The organism is Streptomyces sp. NPDC002886, from assembly GCF_042888445.1.
In the GTDB taxonomy this organism is placed as follows: domain Bacteria; phylum Actinomycetota; class Actinomycetes; order Streptomycetales; family Streptomycetaceae; genus Streptomyces.
In genome coordinates this window covers 477,593-496,338 of record NZ_JBIAPV010000004.1, presented here as the reverse complement: position 1 = coordinate 496,338, position 18,746 = coordinate 477,593, and the positions used below count along the sequence as shown (strand labels likewise).

The 18,746-nt window shown below is 71.5% G+C and carries 17 protein-coding genes; 12 read left to right on the top strand and 5 right to left on the bottom strand.

Annotated features, from left to right (window positions below; all coding sequences use genetic code 11):
• Positions 1-34: 34 nt before the first annotated feature.
• On the top strand, positions 35-2,935 hold the full coding sequence (locus tag ACFYYB_RS20595; RefSeq protein WP_389436642.1) for an ATP-binding protein: 2,901 nt from the start codon (positions 35-37) through the stop codon (positions 2,933-2,935).
• An 82-nt stretch (positions 2,936-3,017) separates the two neighbouring features.
• Here ACFYYB_RS20595 and ACFYYB_RS20590 read toward each other — a convergent pair whose 3' ends face one another.
• Positions 3,018-4,157 carry a PucR family transcriptional regulator gene (locus ACFYYB_RS20590; RefSeq protein WP_389436641.1) on the bottom strand — a complete coding sequence of 380 codons (1,140 nt, stop codon included), beginning with the start codon at positions 4,155-4,157 and terminating at the stop codon, positions 3,018-3,020.
• Between the two features lie 86 nt (positions 4,158-4,243).
• On the opposite strand from ACFYYB_RS20590, the gene ACFYYB_RS20585 reads away from it, so the two are divergent.
• From ACFYYB_RS20585 to ACFYYB_RS20575, 3 genes are all read left to right on the top strand, one after another.
• Positions 4,244-5,299, top strand: a complete 1,056-nt coding sequence (locus ACFYYB_RS20585) for a ferredoxin reductase (RefSeq protein WP_389436640.1) — start codon at positions 4,244-4,246, stop codon at positions 5,297-5,299.
• 7 nt (positions 5,300-5,306) lie between these two features.
• Entirely contained in the window at positions 5,307-6,425 is a 1,119-nt protein-coding gene (locus tag ACFYYB_RS20580) for a fatty acid desaturase family protein (RefSeq protein ID WP_389436638.1), read from the top strand.
• Positions 6,426-6,613: 188 nt separating this feature from the next.
• Entirely contained in the window at positions 6,614-8,446 is a 1,833-nt protein-coding gene (locus ACFYYB_RS20575) for a hypothetical protein (RefSeq protein WP_389436637.1), read from the top strand.
• Positions 8,447-8,513: 67 nt separating this feature from the next.
• On the opposite strand, the gene ACFYYB_RS20570 is transcribed toward ACFYYB_RS20575, so the two are convergent.
• Complete coding sequence (locus tag ACFYYB_RS20570; RefSeq protein WP_389436635.1) at positions 8,514-9,701, bottom strand: FAD-dependent oxidoreductase; 1,188 nt, start codon at positions 9,699-9,701, stop codon at positions 8,514-8,516.
• Positions 9,702-9,952: 251 nt separating this feature from the next.
• On the opposite strand from ACFYYB_RS20570, the gene ACFYYB_RS20565 reads away from it, so the two are divergent.
• The 4 genes from ACFYYB_RS20565 to ACFYYB_RS20550 all read left to right on the top strand — a co-directional run bounded on the left by ACFYYB_RS20565 (position 9,953) and on the right by ACFYYB_RS20550 (position 13,181).
• Complete coding sequence (locus ACFYYB_RS20565; protein ID WP_389436634.1) at positions 9,953-10,492, top strand: MarR family winged helix-turn-helix transcriptional regulator; 540 nt, start codon at positions 9,953-9,955, stop codon at positions 10,490-10,492.
• A gap of 107 nt (positions 10,493-10,599) precedes the next feature.
• Positions 10,600-11,043, top strand: coding sequence for an ester cyclase (locus tag ACFYYB_RS20560; RefSeq protein WP_389436633.1), 444 nt, complete (start codon positions 10,600-10,602; stop codon positions 11,041-11,043).
• Between the two features lie 183 nt (positions 11,044-11,226).
• Positions 11,227-12,036, top strand: a complete 810-nt coding sequence (locus tag ACFYYB_RS20555) for a polysaccharide deacetylase family protein (protein WP_389436632.1) — start codon at positions 11,227-11,229, stop codon at positions 12,034-12,036.
• 419 nt (positions 12,037-12,455) lie between these two features.
• Positions 12,456-13,181 carry a CAP domain-containing protein gene (locus ACFYYB_RS20550; protein ID WP_389436631.1) on the top strand — a complete coding sequence of 242 codons (726 nt, stop codon included), beginning with the start codon at positions 12,456-12,458 and terminating at the stop codon, positions 13,179-13,181.
• A gap of 171 nt (positions 13,182-13,352) precedes the next feature.
• Here the strand turns inward: ACFYYB_RS20550 and ACFYYB_RS20545 are convergent, their stop codons facing one another.
• The gene (locus ACFYYB_RS20545; protein WP_389436630.1) at positions 13,353-14,456 is read right to left on the bottom strand and encodes an AI-2E family transporter; all 1,104 of its coding nucleotides are present in this window, start codon (positions 14,454-14,456) and stop codon (positions 13,353-13,355) included.
• Between the two features lie 221 nt (positions 14,457-14,677).
• Here ACFYYB_RS20545 and ACFYYB_RS20540 point away from each other — a divergent pair, with 221 nt between their 5' ends.
• A complete protein-coding gene (locus ACFYYB_RS20540) occupies positions 14,678-15,508 on the top strand; it encodes a DUF1206 domain-containing protein (protein WP_389436629.1) in 831 nt (276 codons plus the stop codon).
• Between the two features lie 96 nt (positions 15,509-15,604).
• Here the strand turns inward: ACFYYB_RS20540 and ACFYYB_RS20535 are convergent, their stop codons facing one another.
• A complete protein-coding gene (locus ACFYYB_RS20535) occupies positions 15,605-16,213 on the bottom strand; it encodes a TetR/AcrR family transcriptional regulator (protein WP_389436628.1) in 609 nt (202 codons plus the stop codon).
• A gap of 81 nt (positions 16,214-16,294) precedes the next feature.
• On the opposite strand from ACFYYB_RS20535, the gene ACFYYB_RS20530 reads away from it, so the two are divergent.
• From ACFYYB_RS20530 to ACFYYB_RS20520, 3 genes are read left to right on the top strand one after another with little or no spacing between them, the layout of a single operon-like run.
• Positions 16,295-16,810 (top strand): cupin domain-containing protein, encoded by a 516-nt coding sequence (locus tag ACFYYB_RS20530; RefSeq protein WP_389436627.1) that lies wholly within the window; start codon positions 16,295-16,297, stop codon positions 16,808-16,810.
• Positions 16,811-16,842: 32 nt separating this feature from the next.
• On the top strand, positions 16,843-17,310 hold the full coding sequence (locus ACFYYB_RS20525; RefSeq protein ID WP_389436626.1) for a hypothetical protein: 468 nt from the start codon (positions 16,843-16,845) through the stop codon (positions 17,308-17,310).
• Between the two features lie 45 nt (positions 17,311-17,355).
• Positions 17,356-17,943, top strand: a complete 588-nt coding sequence (locus ACFYYB_RS20520; RefSeq protein WP_389436625.1) for a histidine phosphatase family protein — start codon at positions 17,356-17,358, stop codon at positions 17,941-17,943.
• Positions 17,944-18,000: 57 nt separating this feature from the next.
• On the opposite strand, the gene ACFYYB_RS20515 is transcribed toward ACFYYB_RS20520, so the two are convergent.
• Positions 18,001-18,603 carry a hypothetical protein gene (locus ACFYYB_RS20515; protein WP_389436624.1) on the bottom strand — a complete coding sequence of 201 codons (603 nt, stop codon included), beginning with the start codon at positions 18,601-18,603 and terminating at the stop codon, positions 18,001-18,003.
• Between the last annotated feature and the right edge of the window lie 143 nt (positions 18,604-18,746).

Below are 18,746 nucleotides of genomic sequence, written 5' to 3'. Positions count from 1 at the left end.
TACACTCTGCCGCACGTGCTGGAGGGGGCAAAGGATGTCGCAGGTCACGGAACCGAGAAGCTGGAACACTCAGCCCCTGCTCGAGCGGGAGGCGGAAGTCCTCGCGATCCAACGCGCGGTGGACGTGCTCTGCGGCATCTCGGGCAACGGCTCGGCCGTCCGCAGTGGAAGTGTCCTGACCTTCGCCGGATCGGCCGGCATAGGCAAGACCACCCTGCTGAACGAGGCCCGCCGCCACGCCGCCGACCGCTCCTGCACCGTGCTCTTCGCGCGCGGCGGCGAGCAGGAGCGGCAGGTTCCCTTCCACGTGATGCGCCAGCTCATCCAGCCGGCCCTCGCCGCCATGAGCGAGGACGAACGGCGTGACGCGCTCGGCAACTGGTACGGCATCATCGCCCCCGCGCTCGGGCTGACCGCCGCCCCGAAGGGTCCGACGGGGCCCGACCCGCAGGGCGTCCGCGACGGACTCGACTGGGTGGTCACGCATTTAGCGGTGCGCAACGCCCCTGTCGTGCTGATCGTCGACGACGCGCACTGGGCGGACGCGGAGTCCCTGAGCTGGCTCACCTCCTTCGCGGCGCGCGCCGAGGAACTGGCCATGCTGATGATGGTGGCCTGCCGCCCCGACGAGATCCCCGCCGACGCCGCGGCGCTGCGCGCCCTCATGGGACGCCAGGGGACGCGCCCGCACGAGCTGGCTCCCCTGACCACGAGCGCCGTCGCGCGCATCGTGCGCGACGCCCTCGGTGAGAACGCGGACGATGTGTTCTGCCGCGAATGCTGGGCGATCACCGGCGGAAACCCCTTCGAGGTGGTCGAGCTGGCCATGAAGGGCCGCGACCGGGGGTTGAAACCGTACCAGGGCAGCATTCCCCAACTGCGCGATCTGGCTTCCGCGGTGAAGGGCAGCGGTCTGATCGACCGGCTCGAACAGCTCGGCCCGTCCACCGTCCGGCTCGCGTGGGCCGCCGCCGTGCTCGGCACCGCGGTCCCGCTCGGCATCGTCGGCGGCGTGGCCGCCCTCGGTGAGGCGCAGGCCGCCGAGGCCATCGACCGGCTGCGGGCCGCACGCATCCTGACCGTCCTCACGAGCGTACGGCGCAAGGAAGTCGTGGAGTTCTTCCACCCGCTGATCGCCACGGCCGTGTACCGCTCGATTCCGCCCGGTGTACGCGTGGCCATGCACGGGATGGCCGCCCAGGCCGTGATCGACGACGGGCAGGGTTCCGCGGCGGCCGCCCGCCACCTGCTGGAGATGCACCCTGAGGGTGACCCGTGGGTCGTACAGCAGCTGCGCCAGGCCGCGCGCGAGAGCTTCTCCGCGGGCGCTCCCGATGCCGCGCGCCGCTACCTGGCACGTGCCCTGCGCGAGCCCCCGGAGGTGGAGGACCGCGCCGAGGTCCTGTTCGAACTCGGATCCGCCAACCTCCTGCACGACCCCGCGACGACGATCAACCAGCTCAGGGCCGCGCTGGAGGAGCCCAAGACCGACCAGGCCCTGCGCGAGGCGATCACGTACCGGCTCGCCCAGGCGCTCGGCCACACGGGTCAGCTGGGTCTGGCGGCGGGGCTCCTCGCGGACGAGGCCCGGCGCGCCACGAGCTCCCGTACGCGGCTGCGCATGCAGGCCGAGCAGTTCAAATGGAACGCCGTCCGGTTCGACGAGGAGAACTCGCCGGCCCGTTCCCGGCTCCTCGCCCAGTTCGCCAAGCGGCTCACCGGCCGGGGTCTGCCCGAGCGGCACATCCTCGGTCTGCGGGCCTGGGACGCCGCGATGCGCGGCGAGTCCGCCTCCACCGCCCTGGAGTACGCGGAACAGGCGCTCGACGGGGGCATGAGCTGGACCGACCAGGACTTCGGCTTCGAGGTGCCCGCCGTCCTCGCGGTCACGCTCATGTACTGCGACCAGCCCGGCCGGGCCGAGGACCTCTTCAACACCGCGATCGTCGAGTTCGAGGGGAAGGGCTGGCGCGGCGCGCACCTGTCGTTCGTCTACACCCTGCTCGGCTACGTCCGCTACCGGCGCGGGCAGCTCGCCGAGGCCGAGGACTTCGTACGCAACGGCCTGCAGATCGCCGACCGCGTCGGCACCGGGATCCCGGCGCAGTGGTACGCGATCGGTACCCTCATCGAGACCCTGCTCGCCCGGGGGAACACCGCCGAGGCCCAGCGCATCGCCAAGGCCTACAAGCTGGCGGACGGCTTCCCCCAGGCCGTGGTCTATCCCGATCCGCAGGCCGTGTGGGGCAAACTGCTCCTGGCCCAGGGCAGGATCGAGGAGGCGGAGCACCACCTCACCGCGGCCGGCCGGCGCCTGGATCTGCGCGGAACGCGCAATCCCTCGTGGAGCCCCTGGCAACTGGACCTGGCGCTCGCGCAGGCGACGCACGCGCCCGAGCAGGCACGGGCCACGGCGGCCGAAGCGGTCGCACGGGCCCGCGCGTTCGGGACGTCCAGCGTGATCGGACACGCCCTGCGCGTCGCGGCCGCGGCCACGGACCCGTCCCAGGCGGCGGGCCTGCTGCAGGAGGCGGTGGAGCACCTCGAACAGTCTCCGGCCGCCTGCGAACTCGCGCACGCGCTCATCGACCACGGCATGGCCCTGCACGCCATCGGTGACCCGCACCAGGCGGCACAACAGATCTATCGGGGCATGGAGCTGGCCGCCGACTGCGGCGCCGACGGGCTCGTGAACCGGGCCAGGACCCAGCTGGCCTCGACAGGTCTGCGGCCCCGCCGCCTGCACACCTCCGAGCAGGACACGTTGACCGTCGCCGAGCTCGCGGTGGCCCGCCACGCCGCGGAGGGGCTGGACAACAGGGCGATCGCCGCGGCGATGCACACCAACGCCCAGGTGGTGACCGAGCTGTTGTCCGCGGTCTTCACGAAACTGGGCACCGACCGGCTCGGACTGCACCGGGCGCTCGGATCCTGAGAGGCCTCGGCGGCGTCCGAGAACCGGTCGGTGCCGAGGTTCACCCAGGTCGCGAGCAGGTCGGCGGTGGTCGAGGTACGCGTCAGCCGACCCGGAGACCGACCGCCAGCGTCAGTTCGAGGACGCGCTGCGGCGATGCGAGATCCGGGAACAGCTCCCGCAGCTGCGACATCCGGTACCGGACCGTCTGCGGGTGGACGAACAACGCCGCCGCCACCTCGTCCCGCCTGCCCTGGTGGAGCAGCCACGCCCGCAACGTCTCCTCCAGCCGCCGTGCGGTCGTGGCGGGCACGGTCCGCAGCGGTGCGAGGGCTCGGGCACGCAGGTCCGCGAACGCGTCCGCGTCGGCGCTCAGCACCAGCTCGGGCAGGTGGTCCTCGGTGTCGCGAATGTCGGAGGAGAGCGAGCGCGCGCGTACGGCTCGTGCGTACGAGGCGGACGCACGGGTCCATGGCCGGGCCGGGCCGACCACCGCGGTGCGGTCGGTCAGCTGCCGCAAGAGATGCGACCGGTCGGCATCGGGGACGAGCAGCACACCGGCAGCATCCGGCAGATCGTCGAGGACGAGGGTGCTCGAGTCGAGCGCGCGGTAGACGGGCCGGGCCTGGGCGGCGGGCAGCAGGACGACGGTCAGCGACACCGGAGGCTGCCACCCGGCCCGTTGAACGGAGGCGAGCAGCACGTCCGTGCTCGCGCCGGCGAGGAGATCGCGGGCCAGGTGTTCCAGGTGGCGCTCGTGAGCCCGGCCCCGGGCGGCCAGTTCGTCGGCGTGGCCCGCGGCGCTCGCGGCCGAGAGCTCGTCGATGTAGGCGAAGGTCAGCTCGGCGAACTTGGCGACCTCGGCGGCGGGCAGACCTGCCGGTACGGCGCCCGCTGCCAGGCACCGCCAGGCCACGCGGGCGCCGACGCGGTAGGCGCTGAGCAGGGCGTCCATCGAACGGCCGTCGCGCACCTCGCCGCGGCCCAGCTCGTAGGCCGCGTCGCCGGCGTCGCCGCCCGTGACGTTCCCGGTCGCGAGGTCCAGGTAGTGCCCCAGGGCGGTGCGGACGGATCGGCGGATGGTGGCGCCCATGCGGCCCGAAAGGGCGTTGGCGTAGGGCGGGACCTCGTCGATGATCGCCTGGACGACCTCGTCGGCAGTGCCCTTCAGCGCGGACCGAAGCGCTGTGACCGTCGTCTCATCCAGAGCCAGCTCACTGGCCCTCCGGACCGCATGCCCCATTTTTTGTTCCCTACGAACAATTCAGCCGATCAGATTCACGTCCTACGGACAGGACTTTACGCCCTGAAGCGCAGCAAGCTGGAGCCATGACGAGCACAGCCCTCCGCAGCAGGGCCTGGAAACTGCTGGAGATGGTCACGACGCCGCTGCTGCCGTCGGACTACCTCGACCTGGTCAGCCCGCTGCGTGCGGGCGCCGACCTGCGGGGGCGCATCGAGGCCGTGCAGCCCGAGACGGGGGACGCCGCGACCATCGTGATCAGGCCGGGACGCGGCTGGCGCGGCCACACGGCCGGTCAGTACGTGCGGATCGGGGTCGACGTCGACGGAGTGCGCCTGTGGCGTGCCTACTCGCTCACCTCGCCGACGAACCGCCGGGACGGCCGCGTCACGATCACCGTGAAGGCGATCCCGGACGGCAAGGTCAGCAACCACCTGGTCCGCAACGCGAAGCCGGGCACGCTGATCCAGCTCGACCAGGCGACCGGCGACTTCGTGCTGCCGCGGGCCAAGCCCGCCAAGGTCCTCTACCTGACGGCCGGCAGCGGCATCACGCCCGTGATGGGCATGCTGCGCGACTCCGAGCTCGACGACGTCGTCATGGTCCACTCCGCGCCACAGCCGCAAGACGTGATCTTCCGCGGCGAGCTGCACGACCTGGTCGCCGACAAGAAGCTGCGTCTCACCGAGCTGCACACCGACACGGACGGCATGCTCGACATCGCCCGCCTCACCGAACTCGTCCCCGACTGGGCCGAGCGCGAGACCTGGGCCTGCGGGCCCGCGGGCCTGCTCGACGCCGCCGAAGAGCACTGGACCGCACACGGCGTACGAGAGCTCCTGCACACCGAGCGCTTCCGCCCCGGCGTGGTCGTCGCCGGCGACGGCGGCGAGGTCACGTTCAGCGTCACCGGCAAGACCGTCGACGCGGACGGCGCCACGCCGTTGCTGGACATCGGCGAGGAGGCCGGCGTGCTCATGCCCTCCGGGTGCCGCATGGGCATCTGCTTCGGCTGCGTCACGCCGCTCAAGGCGGGCGCCGTCCGCGACCTGCGTACCGGCGAGATCACCGAGGCCGAGCCGGGCGTCCTCATCCAGACCTGCGTGTCCGCCGCGGCGGGCCCTTGCGACATCGAACGGTAGGAGCACCTTGACCGCCATCGACCCCACCGCCCACCTGACCGCGGAGCAGATCGAGGAGCTGGGCCGCGAGCTGGACGCGATCCGCGACGAGGTGATCGCCGACCGTGGTGAGAAGGACGCCGCCTACATCCGCAAGGTCATCTCGGCGCAGCGCAAGCTCGAGCTGGTCAGCCGGGGCGTACTGCTGTTCTCGATCTTCCCGCCCGCGTGGCTGATCGGCACCGCCGGTCTGTCCGTGGCGAAGATCATGGACAACATGGAGATCGGCCACAACATCCTGCACGGCCAGTGGGACTGGATGCGGGACCCGAAGATCCACTCCACCACCTGGGAGTGGGACCACGTGTCTCCGTCCGAGCAGTGGAAGCACTCGCACAACGAGCTGCACCACACGTACACCAACGTGATCGGCAAGGACAACGACCTCGGCTACGGCATCATGCGCGTCGACGAGGACCAGCGGTGGCACCCGTTCCACCTCGGCCAGCCGCTGTGGAACTTCCTCAACGCCTGCTTCTTCGAGTACGGCATCGCGGCGTACGACCTGGAGCTCGGCAGGAACCTGAGCAAGCGCCGCCGCAAGAACCCGGAGTTCCGCGCGCGGGCCAAGGCCGTGGGCCGCAAGATCCGCAAGCAGGTGCTCAAGGACTACGTGATCCACCCGCTGCTGTCGGGCCCGTCGTTCCTCCCGACGCTCGCCGCCACGTTCACCGCGAACCTGGTCCGCAACATCTGGACCCACTCGGTGATCATGTGCGGGCACTTCCCCGAGGGCGTGCAGGTCTTCGAGCGCCGGTCGATCAAGAACGAGACGCGCGGCCAGTGGTACCTGCGCCAGATGATGGGCTCGGCGAACATCAGCGGCAGCAAGGCCATGCACTTCATGAGCGGCAACCTGTCGCACCAGATCGAGCACCACCTGTTCCCGGACCTGCCGAGCAACCGGTACGCCGAGGTCGCGGTGAAGGTGCGCGCGCTGTTCGAGAAGTACGAGCTGGAATACGTCACCGGCCCGCTGCCCAAGCAGGTGTTCTCCGCCTGGCACAAGGTCTTCCGGCTCTCGCTGCCGAACAAGAAGCCCAAGGTCACAACGCCGGACCGCGAGAAGGAGCTCGTCGCGGCCTGATCCCCGGTACTGGTCCTCCTTCTCCGAATGCTTACGCCGTCCGGGTGGGGGACCGCCGGGCGCTCACCGTGCTCGCGGCACGCGATGCCATGCTGTGCCGATGCTGCGGCCCTTCCCTGCCGCACGGCTGCGGAAAGGCAACGGCATTGATCATTCCGGTGGCCAGGATCCTTGCACCTTTGATGGCCGTGACCGCGGTGGGGGGAGCGGCGCCCTCTTCCGTCGCCGCCACGTCGTACGACGGGCAGTCGCTGCACGGCACGGCACTGTTCAGCGTCAAAGCGACGAACAACGCGGCGGCGCAGGCCTTCACCACGGGGAACAGCCGCATCACTCGGGTGAGCGCGTACGTGGCCAGCGGCGCCGCCACCGGCCAGATCACGGCACAGATCCGCAGCAACAGGGTGGACGGGGCCTCCACCATCGCGAGCAGGACCATCAACCTGTCCTCCCTCGGCGGAGCCGGCGCGGGGTGGCTGGAGTTCCCCGTGAACGCGGCCGTCACCCCGGGCGCCACCTACTACCTCCACGTGCAGGCGACCACGACGGAGAACAAGCCGATCGCCTGGTACGGAACCGTTTCCTCGGTGCCCGGCTCCCTGACCAGCTGGAACTACGACAAGGCGTACTGGGGCGGCTGGCACGCCTACGACTCCCGGCTCGCGTTCCACGTCGAGCCCACCGGCAGCGAGCGGTGTGGCGAGACGCAGCAGTGCTACGTCCCCACCACGGCACTCGCGGCCCGAACCTCGGGGCTGCTCGGCAACCTCAGCACCACCGAAGCCGTGCTCCCCGCCTTCTCCGTCGGGGCCTCCTACGCGGGCAACAGCAACGTGCTGCGCCTGCCGTCCGGCCGCTGGCGATACCTCCCTGCCGGAGCACGGACCTCGGTCGTGGTCCCTGCCAACGACCCGGGCGCGCTCTCCCAGATCGCCGAGAGCGAGCGCTGGCTGGCCTCGGGCACGGTCCCCGGCACCACGGACAACCAGCGGGCCGCCGCACGCCGTTCACTGCTGTCGATGCGCGCCCTGCTCAAGCCCAACGGGGCCTCGGCAGCGGCCTGGTCTCCGCCGTGGGAGTACTCCTGGCCGCGTGACGGCGCCTTCGTGGCGGCGGCCTTCGCGGCCACCGGCCACGACGAAGAGGCGTACCGCATCCTCCAGTACGACGTTCGCACCCAACGGGCCGACGGGACATGGGAGGCCCGGACGAAACTGGACGGCAGCGGTCCGCCGGACGCGCGCCCCTGGCAGCTCGACGCCAACGGCTGGGTGCCCTGGGCCACATGGCAGTGGTACCAGGCGGCACCCGCCGGGGACCGGAACGCGCGGCTGGGCGCTCTCTACTCGATGGTGCGCAAGGCGGCGGACCGGGCCGCTGCCTCGCTCGGCTCCAACGGACTCCCGCCGGCCTCCCCGGACTACTGGGAACTGCCGACCGGCACCACCAACATCGGTACCGCGGCGCCGCTCCTCGCCGGTCTCAACGCGGCGGCCGACCTCGCGGGACAGCTCGGGCAGGACGCCGACCGGGCGAAGTGGACCACCGCGGCCCGCACGCTCTCGGCCGCGATCGCCCGGTACTTCGCGCCGCTGGGCTACCAGCGCACCGTCGACGGCGAACATGGGCGGGACAGCGCGGCAACGTTCATGGCGCCGCCCTTCAACAGGGCCCCGGCCGATCTGCCCGCCGCCCTGGTTTCCACGTACCGCGCCCTGCTCCTGCCCAACGGGGGACTGCTCCCGGGCAATGACCCCGACGCGCCCTGGGGTTCGTACGCCTGGACCGCGAGCACTGCCTTCTTCGCGCTGGCGTGGGCGCAACTGGCCGACACGAACCGGGCGGACGCGGTGCTGAACTGGCTCCTCGCCAAGCGCAACGGTCTCGGCGAGTTCCCCGAGACGGTCAACGGCGCGGGGAACCCCTCGTCCGTCGCGCCCCTCGGCTGGACGGACGCCCTGGTAGTCCTGGCGTTGCAGGCCAGACAGGGCGCGCCCCTGCCCACTCCTCCGCTGCGGTAGCGCGCTGGAACGTGCTGAGCGCGGCCTCCAAGTGGACGCGGGCGGCTCGACGTCGGTACGCAGACGCTCACTGGCTCGGCCGCGGGTCCCAGTCGATGTGGTGGCCGTAGGTCAGCCGGCTCTGCTCGCCGTTGGCCAGCCGCGGCAGGACCAGAGGCATCAGCAGGTCGCGGACGATCCGGCCGGCCGGGCCCGCGGCTTTGTTGCTGTTGCTCCGGGCCGCCTGCTTCGCGATCCGTTCGACGCGCGGGCGCCGCAGTGCCTCGTACGCGGTGAAGGCGCCCTCGATGGTGGACTGGTCGCGCAGGGCCTTGGCCAGCTCCACGGCGTCCTCGATGGACAGGGAGGCACCCTGCCCCGATGTCGGTGAGGGGGCGTGTGCGGCATCGCCGATGACGATCATCCGGCCGCGGTGCCAGGTGGGGAGGGTGAGGAGGGCGTGCATGGGGCCGGCCGGGGTGATCTCGTGGGCGGCACGGATCAGGGCCGCGGCGGGGCCGGTGTCCTCGGCGAAGAGGCTGGTGAGCTGGTGGCGCCACTGTTCGGAGTTGATGTTCTCCAGTTCACGGGGGGCCGGCTCGGCGGGGTGGGGAACGTTGGCGAACCACCAGACTTCGCCGTCGGGGGCCGGCACGTAGCCGAAGAAGGCGCGCTTGCCGAACATCATTCGGTAGCTGCCCGTCGGGGCGTTCACGGGTACTCCGCGGGTGTAGCCGCCGAGGCCGATGAGGCCGGAGTACGTGGGTGCGGGGGCCGCGGGGTCGATGAGACCCCGGACCGTGGAGTACAGGCCGTCGCAGCCGATGAGCAGGTCTCCGTACTCCTCGCCGCCGTCGGCGAAGACCGCGCGGACACCGTCCCCGGTGTCCTGTGCGTCGATCAGGCGCTTGCCGTGCTCGATGCGGATGCCACGGCGCTGTGCCTCGTCCCGGATGGCGCGGTAGAGGTCGGCGCGCTTGAGGGTGCGGCTGGTGATGTCCCCGTCGGGGCGGCTGGTGCGGACCCGGCCGAGTGCCTTGCCGGTGGTGGAGACCATGTCGATGGCCGGGGTCGGGAATCCGACGGCGACGGCCGGGGCGTCGGCGCCGATGGCCCGCAGGGCGTCGATGCCGTTCGAGCCCAAGGTCAGGAAGACGCCGACGCCGTCGGCGCCGCCGGGGTGGGACTCGTACACGACGGAGTCGATGCCGGCCTTCTGGAGAGCCATGGCGGTGGTGGGTCCGGCGATGCCGCCCCCGATGATCAATGCCTTCATGGTGCGTGTCCCTCTCGTGGAAATCGTTGGCTAGGCGGCGACGTCGGCGGTGGACTCTCCGCCGAGCTCCGGCCCCTTCGCCGGAACGGGTGGAGGAGATGACCGGGGTCCGCGGCAGCCATGGCGTGGTGGTGTGAGCGGTGTGGGCGAAAGGAGCGCCAGGGCGCCGGTGGCGCCTCCCGCATTGCCTCGAATCTCATGTATCTTGAAAATCAAGCAACTGATGTCCACCATGAGCGGAGATGCCTCGAATGTCAAGCGAAGGTGAGGAGGTCGGGGCGAGGCTGGGTAGGGCGGTCCAGGGCTACCAGTCGGCGGTCGATGACTACGACCGTGAGACGGCCCGCCTGCTGGGCGTCAACGAGACCGATCTGCGGTGCCTGGAGATCCTCTTGGCCGTCGAGGAGACCGTTCCCAGTGCGCTCAGCGCACAGCTCGGGCTGACCACTGGCAGCGTGACCACGATGCTCGACCGGCTGGAGAAGGCGGGCTACCTCACCCGCAGCCCGCACCCCACCGACCGGCGTCGCACGTTGGTCCGCGTCACGCCGGACGCGGCGCAGCGGACCTACGCATTGATCGCCCCGTTCATCGAGGACTCCACGCGGCAGGTCATGGAGCGCTACACCGCCGAACAGCTCGAACTCGTCGCCGACTTCCTCACCTTCAGCCAGGGCATCCAGCAGCAGCACGTCCAGCGCCTGCGCGAGACGACGGCCCCCGGCCCCGCCCGCAGCGGTGGCCGCCAGTCCTCCGGCCCCCGCCGCACCGGAGCTGCCGGGAGCGGGTGACCCGGCCCGCCGCCGGTTTGACCTTGCCGCGACGTCACGGTTTGTACTGAGTGGCATCCGGCCCGAGGCGAACCGAGCCCACCGGGCGGCGCCGAAAGGACTCCGGGATGACCACGAGCACCCCTGTCGAGAAGAACATGGCCCTGCTGCGCACCGCGTACCGATGGGTGGAGAGCGGGGACCTGGACGCGGCCGAGCAGCTGCTGAGCGAGGACTTCATCGCCAACGTCCCCGGCAGCCCCGACCCGCTGCACGGCCGGGAGACCTGGCGGACGGGCACCCAGATCATGAAGGACGCGTTCCCCGACCTGAAGATCGACGTGCAGGACATGTTCGGTGCCGGCGACAAGGTGACGGTGCTGGTGCACTTCCAGGCCACGCACCTGGGCGCGTTCCAGCAGTTCGAAGCGACCGGCCGGCGGATCGGTTACCGCAGCGTCGAGGTCTACCGCTTCGACGGCGACCGGATCGCCGAGGAATGGGTCGCTCCTGACCTGATCAGCCTCTTTCGGCAGATCTCATCCGCCCCCGCCCCCACCCCCTCTCGCTGACGCCGGCTTGGGGTCGGTGCGGGCGGCGGTGGTCGTCACCGCACGGGGGACAGGGCCGGACGTCCCGTCCGCGCCGGGTCTTCGGATGGGCCGATCGGGGGAGGACGGCGCCGGGGCGTACGGCCTAGCCTGGACCGGCAGTAGGGAAGACCGGGGGGCCGAGTCCGAAGGAAGAGCGCCTCCATGGGCATCGCCAGCAGTTCTGTCAGCCGTCTTCGGACGGGATCCGCCGTGGCGGCCGCCGTCGTCCTCGTCCTGTCGGCGGCCGCCGGCGCACCGGCCTTCGCGGCCCAGGGCGGCCGGGCTGTCCCGGCCGACGGGCCGGCCGGGCCCTCGGCGTCGGGCCTGTCATCCGCCGTGAGCGCCTACGGCCCGGCTCTGGTGCCGCCGGGCATCTCCCGGGTGGCGCAGGGCCCGGGTCGCGACATCGCCATCACCATCGACGACGGCCCGGACCCGCGCTGGACGCCGCAGGTCCTCGAGGTGTTGCGGGAGAACCACGTCAAGGCCACCTTCTGCATGATCGGTACCCGCGCCCAGCAGTATCCGGACCTGGTGCGCTCGGTCGCCGCCGAGGGGCACGACCTCTGCGACCACTCGGTCGACCACGACGTGACCATGGACCACAAGCCCGTCGCGTACCAACGGCAGCAGATCCTCGACGGCAAGTCCATGATCGAGCGGGCCGTACCGGGGGTCGCCGTACGGTACTACCGGGCTCCCGGTGGCGCCTTCACCCCCGACAGCCGGGCGATAGCCGCCGCGAGCGGGATGCGGCCGCTGGGCTGGAGCGTGGACCCCAAGGACTGGAGCAGGCCCGGCCTGCCGGCGATCGTCGCCGCCGTGGAGGGGAAGCTGCCCGCACAGCCGACGGTGCTCTTCCACGACGGGGGCGGCGACCGCAGCGAGACGGTCGAGGCGCTCAAGGAGTACCTGCCGTGGCTCAAGGCGCAGGGCTACACCTTCACCTTTCCGAAGCTCGCCACCCCGTAGCCCCGCGTCGGACGAAGCCGGAACGCCGTCCGGTTCCCTCCGCGAGTCGTGACATGCGTCACTGCCCGCATGGCGCCATGGGCCCTTGCGCTGTGATCGTTTGACGTGGACATTTCGCCGTATGTACCTGTTTGGCGTTGACATGCCGTACTCCGTCAGAAACGGAAGTCGGCGATCTGGTTTCCTCGTCTTCAACACGGCTGGCGGGAGGGGGTTCTGTCGGTGGGACAGGCGGGCGCGGCGCCCGCCGCGACGGGGGATGCACGATCTTGCGGCCGTTTCAAGGCACCTCCCGAACGCCCTGCGCGGCTGAACGGCGGCGGCTTGCCAGGCTGTCGGCGGGCTTCTAAGAATGGCGATTCCTCCGGCGCCTTCGCGGTCCGGCGCCGGAGCTTCGCGATCACCGAGTGAGGTCCCGCATGAAGAAGCACCGTAGGAAGACGCACCACCGGAAGATATCCGTCGCCATCGGGGTACTGGCACTCGTGGCCATACCCACCACGGCCATGGCATGCCTCGACCCGCAGGGGACCGGCCCGACGCGGTCCATCGCCGCCGAGCAGGAGAGCGCTCCCTGGTACGCCGACTCGCAGGGCGACCCCTACGGCGATCCCTACGGCGACCCCGGCGCGCAGCAGCCGGCGGAGGTCCCGGTTCAGGTCGGCGGCCCCGCCGAGATCGTCGAGCCGCCGCCCGTGGAGCCGCCGGTCGTCCAGCCGCCCGCAGAGCCGGCCGGGACGCCCGCGCCTTCGGACTCCGCGGCGCCCTCCGGTGCTTCGGCCGAGGTCCTCGCGCTCGTCAACACGGAGCGCGCCGCGGTCGGGTGCCCCGCGCTGACCGTCAACGCGAAGCTGACGAAGGCCGCGCAGGACCACAGCGAGGACATGGCGGCCCACTCCAACATGTCCCACACCGGCTCCGACGGATCCGATCCGGGTCAGCGGATCACCCGTGCCGGGTACCAGTGGAGCACCTACGCGGAGAACGTCGCGTACGGATACGACACCGCCGCCAAGGTCATGGAGGGCTGGATGAACAGCCCGGGCCACAAGCGGAACATCCTCGACTGCGGCGTCAAGGAGATCGGGATCGGCCTCGCGCAGCCCGGCCACTACTGGACGCAGGACTTCGGCGCCACCCGCTGATCCGGCCGCTTCCGCAGCCGACGTACGACGAGTGGGGGCGGCCGGCCGGCATCCGTCCGCCTTCGCCGGCGTGCACGTGGGCACCGTGCTCCATGCCGCGGTGGCCGACTCCCGGTGCGGCCGCTCTCGCGGGCAGCCCCGACACCTTCGGCCGGACCCCCAAGGCCGCGTTCAGTCCGTGCCGGGGCCCGTGCCGGTTACCGGTTCGAGCCCCGGCTCGACGAGCTGCTCGCGCAGGTACCTCCACACGACCCCGATCAGCGCCGCGGCCGGAACCGCCAGCAGGCTGCCGACCACTCCGGCCAGACTGCCCCCCAGCGTCACCGCCAGCAGGACCACCGCCGCGTGGAGCCCGAGGCCGCGACTCTGGATCATCGGCTGGAAGACGTTGCCCTCCAGCTGCTGCACCACGACGATGATCACCAGCACGATCAGCGCGTCCGTCAGACCGTTCGAGACCAACGCGATGAGCACCGCGACCAGGCCGGCGAACAAGGCTCCCACGATCGGGACGAACGCGGACACGAAGGTCAGCACCGCCAGGGGCAGCACCAGGGGAACGCCGACGATCCACAGCCCGAGCCCGATGAAGACGGCGTCGAGCAGACCGACGAACGCCTGGGAGCGCACGAACGAACCGAGGGTCTCCCAGCCGCGCTCGGCGACGACGGGGACGTCGGTGGCGAGCCGGCCGGGGAGTTGGCGGGTGAGCCACGGCAGGAACCGCGGGCCGTCCTTGAGGAAGAAGAACATCAGGAAGAGCGCCAGCACGGCGGTGACCAGACCGCTGAAGATGGTGCTCACGCCGGTGACGACCGTCGAAACCGTGGTGCCGACGCTGTGCTGGACCCGGTCGACCGCGCTGTCGAACGCGGCTGTGATCTGGGCGTCGCCGATGTTCAGCGGCGGCCCGGCGGCCCACCCGCGCAGCTGCTGGATCCCCTTGACCACGCCGTCGCCCAGCTCGCCGGCCTGCGAGGCCACCGGCACGGCGATGAGCGCCACGACGCCCGCGGCGACCACGAGGAACAGCACGGTCACCAAGGACGCGGCCACAGCGGGAGGCCACCCGCGCCGACGGAGGTAGGCGACCAGGGGCCACGTCAGTGTGGTGAGCAACAGGGCGACGACCAGCGGCCAGAGCACCGACCACATCCGCCCCAGGAGCCACAACGTCACGGCAGCCATGACGAAGACCAGCAGCAACTCGGCGCAGACCCGTGCGGACGCCCGCAGCGCGGACGCGGTCCTTCTCGAACTCAGCGTGTCAGACATGGGCCCACCCTATGGAACGCTCCCACGTCTACGTTCCCGGGCCCGGGGGTCGGCTCACGACGGTGAGACACCGGCGGAGAAAGCAACTCCCGCGCTGCTCCTGCGGCTTTGGTCCTCCCCGCGGGCAAGGGTGCGGGGTGCCGGCAGCCCCGGACCGCACACCCGTGCCCGTGGCTGCCCGGGCCGGGCATGCTGCGGGGAATCCCGGGTATTCGCGGGGCATGACGGTTGGCGGAGCGGTACGCGAGGGTGTGGAGACCGCATCGAGCGGCGGCAGGGCGCGGGGGGTGCTGGCCCGGTGTGGCCTGGCGACCCGTGGGCTGCTGTACGTGCTCATCGGTGTCATTGCGGTGCGTGTGGCCTTCGGTGTGAGCGGCGGCGGGGAGGCGGACCGGACGGGGGCACTGCAGGAGCTCGCGGAGAAACCCTTCGGCGGTGTCCTCGTATGGGCCGTAGGCATCGGCCTGGTCTGCATGACGCTGTGGCGGCTTTCGGAGGCGGCGCTGGGCGCGGCCGGGCCCGACGGGGACAAGCCCGGCAAGCGACTGGCGGCGTTTGCCCGGGCCGTGTTCTACGGAGTCGCCGCGTTCTCCGTGCTCTCCTTCGCCGCGGGTACCGGCGGCGGCCAGTCCGGCGACGAGCAGTCGCGTGACGTGACGGCCCGGGCGCTCGATGTGCCCGGTGGTCCGTGGTGGGTGGCGATCGTGGGTCTGGGGATAGCCATCGGTGGTGTCGTGATCGCCGTGCAGGCGGCGCGGCGCACCTTCCGCAAGCACTTGGCGATGGGCCGACAGCCCGAGGGGGTCCGCAAGGCGGTCGAGGTCCTCGGGGTGGTGGGCGGTATCGCGCGAGGCGCCGTCTTCGCCGCGGCCGGCGCCTTCGCCGTGCACGCCGCCCTGAGCTACGACCCGGCGAAGGCGAAGGGGGTCGACGACACGCTCCGTGCGTTCGCCCAGACCCCCGCCGGCCCGTGGCTCCTCGTGGTGATCGCCGTCGGGCTCGTGCTGTTCGGGTTGTTCTCCTGGGCCATGGCCTGTTGGCGCCGGGTCTGAGCAGGCCGGTGGGGGAGCGGAGCCGGGGTGGCTGCGGCCGCCGCCGGCCCATCGCCGGGGGGCTGCCGGGAGACGGCAGCCCCCCGCCCCCGGATCTCAGGACCTGGCGCCGACCGCTTCGACCAGCGTGACCATGACCTGGACCGCCTCACCGTCCGTGAGCCCTTCCTTCCGGCACAGGGAACGCCACGAGGAGAACGCCGCGGCATGTCCGATCACCGCGCGCAGGACCGGGTCGCGGGCCTCCGGCCAGGCGTCGGCCAGTACCTCGACGTACTGCCGGCCCATCTCGGCCCTGGCCTCGCGGATCGGCTCGGGCACGGAACGCTCGTCGCGGATGACCAGCGCCAGCATCTGCTCGCCCGCGCGATAGAAGCGGTAGAGGTCGGCGAGCCCGGTCGACAGCCGCTCGACGGGGTTCTCGATCGCACCCCACTCTTCGGGTCGGGGCAGCTGCTGCTGGGACAGCCAGTGTCCCGAGCAGGCCTCGAACAGCGCGGTCTCATCCGGGAAATGCCGGTAGACGGTCAGCCGGGTGACCCCGGAGCGCTCGGCGATCGCCGAGATGGTCGTCCACGCGGGGCCCGCGGTGCCGTGCAGATGCACCGCGGCCTCGACGATGCGCTGCCGCGTCCGGCCCACGTCCTCGGCGCGCTTCCGCATCTCGTAGCCGCGCGGTTTCGGTGAACGTCGCTGCTCACTCAACTCTTGACATCCCGGGATCCGCGGTGAAGCCTTTTAATGGAACACCAGTGTATCTCCAAATTCTGTCGAGGAGTGATCGCCATGACAGAGCCGCTGGCCCCACCGCTCACCATCGTCCGCCCCGGCGAGGGAACCGAGGTCTTCCTCGGCTCCATCGGGGTCGTCTTCAAGTTGTGGGGTACCGACACCGACGGCGCGGTCTCCGTCGTGGAGCACCCCTTCCCGGTGGGGGCCCTGGTGCCGCCACACCTGCATACGCGCGAGGACGAGTACTCGATCGTCACCGAGGGCGAGATCGGTTTCCGCTCCGGAGACCGCGAGACCGTACTGGGCCCCGGCGGCTACATCACCAAGCCGCGCGGGGAGCTTCACGCGATGTGGAACGCCGGCCCCGTCCCGGCCCGGATGATCGAGATCATCAGTCCGGCCGGATTCGAGCACTTCTTCCGCGAGCTGGCCGAGATGCTCGCCGACGGGCCGCCGCCGACCCAGGACGCGGTGCCGGTGCTCGCCGCCAAGTACGGGCTCGAGTTCGGACGGCCGGCCTGGCTGCCCGAGGTCATCTCGCGGTTCGATCTGACGCCGCCCGCCGTCTGACTGCGGCCCGGCCCACAACGCGAGGAGCCCGCATGACGATCGAACTCGACTTCCCGGAATTTCCCTTCGAGGAGCCCCCCGGCGGGATCACATGCGCGCAGAAGCCCTGCAACGGCATCCTCGTCGTGGTGGACCACATACGGTTCACGGCCGGCGACACCGTCACTTTCGACGTCGCGGTCTGCAGCGATCCCGACGGGCAGAACGTGACCGAGCGGACCCGGGGCGTCGTGACCGTCACCGCTGACACCACCTCCGTCAGCTACACCATCCCCTGGGACGGCGTCTTGGACGCCGTCATCGAGGGCTCGATCATCGTCTTCTACACCCGCACCCCCGCCGACGGCAGCGCGCCATCGAGCTCGCAGGAAGCCATCGCCCAGTACTCCCGCCGGCGGCCCGGTGGCGCCGTCTGTGGTCCGGACAGCCGAGAGGTCATCTCATTCGGCGAGCCCGGCACGGACGATGAGCGACCTGCGGGGGTCCTGAGGCGAAGGTGAGGAAGCTGTCTCGGCGTGCCGGAAGACCGGATAGCGTGCGGGGCCATGGGTGAGCTGATGGTGATCAGGCACGGCCAGACCGAGTGGAGCCTGTCGGGCCGGCACGCTGGACGGACCGACGTTGATCTGACCGAAGCGGGCGAGGCCGCGGCCGTTGCTCTTGCTCCGAGACTGGCCCGTCGCCGTCTGGTCGCCGTGTTCAGCAGCCCGCTGAGCCGCGCCGTGCGGACGGCCGAGCTCGCCGGACTGACCGGCGTCAAGCCCGATCCCGACCTGCTGGAGTGGGACTACGGCGGCTACGAAGGCCTGACCGCCGAGCAGATCCGCGAGGCGAGGCCAGGCTGGGACCTGTGGCGCGACGGCGTCGTTCCCGGTGACGCCGACCACCCCGGCGAGGAGCTCGCGCAGGTGGCCGCGCGCACGGACGCGGTGCTGGACCGCATCCGCCCGCTGCTGAGCGAGGGCGATGTCGCCGTGGTGGCGCACGGCCACCTGGCACGCGTGCTCACCGTGCGCTGGCTCGGTCTCGACGCGTCCGCGAGCAGACTGCTCGGCCACCCGCATCCGGGCACGCTCAGCTTCCTGGCCACGGAGGACGGGCAACCCGTCATCTCCGCTTGGAACGTCCCGTAGGGCAAAAGGCCGTCGCGTCACATCCGGCGCGAAGCCGCCGGGAGGATTCGACACCCGTTAGCCGCGCGCCCGCCTGCGGCGCAGGAGGATGCCGACGGCCGCCCCTGCCAGGGCCGTTGCCGCCACTCCCGCCGTTGTCCACCAGACGGTGGATCCCTGGCGGGGTTCCCCCGGGGTCGGTGCCGGTGCCGGGGCCGATGACGGCGTCTGCGCCTGCGTCGCGGCCGGTGCGTGCGACGGGGCGGAGGGGCGGGGGTCCGGGGTGCCGGTGGCCGGGGCCGGGTCCACCACCGGTACGCCGACTTCGAGTGCGCCGTGCCCTAGGGCGGGGAAGCCCACGTCCACGCTGACCTTCCAGGTGCCGGGCGGCAGGGACTCGGCCGTGGTCCAGCCGGCCGGCTTCGCGGCGGGATCACGCACCAGCCGCCAGGGCCCCAGGGTGCGGACGCCGTCGGCGCTGACCGCGTTCACGGTGGCGGCGACCGCCTCTTCGACGGCGTCGCCGTCGTTCTCCCAGGTGACGTCCGCGGTGACGTGGCCCTCCCGCTGCCCGGTGACCACCACCTTCACGGTGTCGCCGTGGGCATGCGCCGCGGCAGGGGACAGCAGGATCAGGCCGACGGCGGTCAGGACGGCCTGGAAAGCGATTCGTATGCGCATCGTGGCGTGCTCCGGGTGGCGTGAGGGGCCGGGGGGGGGGCGCCCCCCGCCCCCCCCCCCGCCGCCCCGGGCGGCGGCGCGGGGGGGGGGGGGGCCGCCGGGCGCGCGGCGCGCACCGCCCGGCCCCCCCCCCCCCCGGGGGC

Excerpts from the sequence above, each read along its gene's own strand:
- ACFYYB_RS20550 (WP_389436631.1), top strand. The coding sequence starts at position 12,456 with ATGAAGAAGCACCGTAGGAAGACGCACCACCGGAAGATATCCGTCGCC.
- ACFYYB_RS20570 (WP_389436635.1), bottom strand. The coding sequence starts at position 9,701 with ATGAAGGCATTGATCATCGGGGGCGGCATCGCCGGACCCACCACCGCC.
- ACFYYB_RS20540 (WP_389436629.1), top strand. The coding sequence starts at position 14,678 with ATGACGGTTGGCGGAGCGGTACGCGAGGGTGTGGAGACCGCATCGAGC.
- ACFYYB_RS20525 (WP_389436626.1), top strand. The coding sequence starts at position 16,843 with ATGACGATCGAACTCGACTTCCCGGAATTTCCCTTCGAGGAGCCCCCC.
- ACFYYB_RS20590 (WP_389436641.1), bottom strand. The coding sequence starts at position 4,157 with ATGGGGCATGCGGTCCGGAGGGCCAGTGAGCTGGCTCTGGATGAGACG.
- ACFYYB_RS20520 (WP_389436625.1), top strand. The coding sequence starts at position 17,356 with ATGGGTGAGCTGATGGTGATCAGGCACGGCCAGACCGAGTGGAGCCTG.
- ACFYYB_RS20515 (WP_389436624.1), bottom strand. The coding sequence starts at position 18,603 with ATGCGCATACGAATCGCTTTCCAGGCCGTCCTGACCGCCGTCGGCCTG.
- ACFYYB_RS20530 (WP_389436627.1), top strand. The coding sequence starts at position 16,295 with ATGACAGAGCCGCTGGCCCCACCGCTCACCATCGTCCGCCCCGGCGAG.
- ACFYYB_RS20565 (WP_389436634.1), top strand. The coding sequence starts at position 9,953 with ATGTCAAGCGAAGGTGAGGAGGTCGGGGCGAGGCTGGGTAGGGCGGTC.
- ACFYYB_RS20545 (WP_389436630.1), bottom strand. The coding sequence starts at position 14,456 with ATGTCTGACACGCTGAGTTCGAGAAGGACCGCGTCCGCGCTGCGGGCG.
- ACFYYB_RS20595 (WP_389436642.1), top strand. The coding sequence starts at position 35 with ATGTCGCAGGTCACGGAACCGAGAAGCTGGAACACTCAGCCCCTGCTC.
- ACFYYB_RS20560 (WP_389436633.1), top strand. The coding sequence starts at position 10,600 with ATGACCACGAGCACCCCTGTCGAGAAGAACATGGCCCTGCTGCGCACC.
- ACFYYB_RS20555 (WP_389436632.1), top strand. The coding sequence starts at position 11,227 with ATGGGCATCGCCAGCAGTTCTGTCAGCCGTCTTCGGACGGGATCCGCC.
- ACFYYB_RS20585 (WP_389436640.1), top strand. The coding sequence starts at position 4,244 with ATGACGAGCACAGCCCTCCGCAGCAGGGCCTGGAAACTGCTGGAGATG.